This is a genomic window from Ruegeria sp. AL11 (genome assembly GCF_056540865.1).
In genome coordinates, this window is record NZ_JBQFXO010000058.1 from 1 (window position 1) to 864 (window position 864).

Below are 864 nucleotides of genomic sequence, written 5' to 3' on the forward strand. Positions count from 1 at the left end.
GGCCGCGCAGGGTCTTGTGTGTGGTGGTGGTCGCCACATGCGCGTAGGGGAACGGGCTGGGATGCTCGCCTGCCGCGACCAGACCGGCGAAATGCGCCATGTCCACGTGCAGATAGGCGCCGACCATGTCGGCGATCTCGCGCATGCGGGCAAAGTCGATCTGACGCGGGATGGCCGAACCGCCCGCGATGATCAGCTTGGGGTTATGCTCTTTCGCCAGCGCCTCGACCTGATCATAGTCCAGCATGTTGTCCTGCTGGCGCACGCCGTATTGCACGGCGTTGAACCACTTGCCCGACTGGTTGGGCCGCGCGCCGTGGGTCAGGTGGCCACCGGCATCCAGGCTCATGCCCAGAATGGTGTCGCCGGGCTGGATCAGCGCCTGGAACACGCCCTGGTTGGCCTGGCTGCCCGAGTTCGGCTGCACATTGGCAAAGCCACAGCCAAACAGCTGCCTGGCGCGGTCGATGGCCAGATTCTCGGCGATATCAACAAACTCGCAGCCTCCGTAATAGCGCCGGCCCGGGTAACCTTCGGCATATTTGTTGGTCATCACCGAACCCTGCGCCTCCATCACGGCGGCAGAGACGATGTTCTCGGACGCAATCAGCTCGATCTCGTCGCGCTGACGACCCAGCTCAGACCGGATCGAGCCAAAAAGCTCAGGGTCGCGGTCCGACAAGGACTGGGTGAAAAATCCGGTGTCACGAAGATTGGCGTTCATTGGCGCTCCACATGGCTGGGTATAAATCTTGCGGATTTCCTATCGGAAACGCCACATTCGCAAAAGGCTTAAAGCGACGATTTGGCCTGCTGCGGCGTCAAGACTGGCCTATTGGGGAAAGGTATGTTTGTTTCGGAACC

At 61.1% G+C, this 864-nt stretch carries 1 protein-coding gene; it reads right to left on the reverse strand.

Annotation, left to right across the window (positions count from 1 at the left end; translation table 11 throughout):
- Positions 1-724, reverse strand: a 724-nt coding sequence (locus tag ACR0IP_RS23255; protein ID WP_480528173.1) for a serine hydroxymethyltransferase, incomplete at its 3' end; no start/stop codon positions are given.
- Positions 725-864 lie beyond the last annotated feature (140 nt).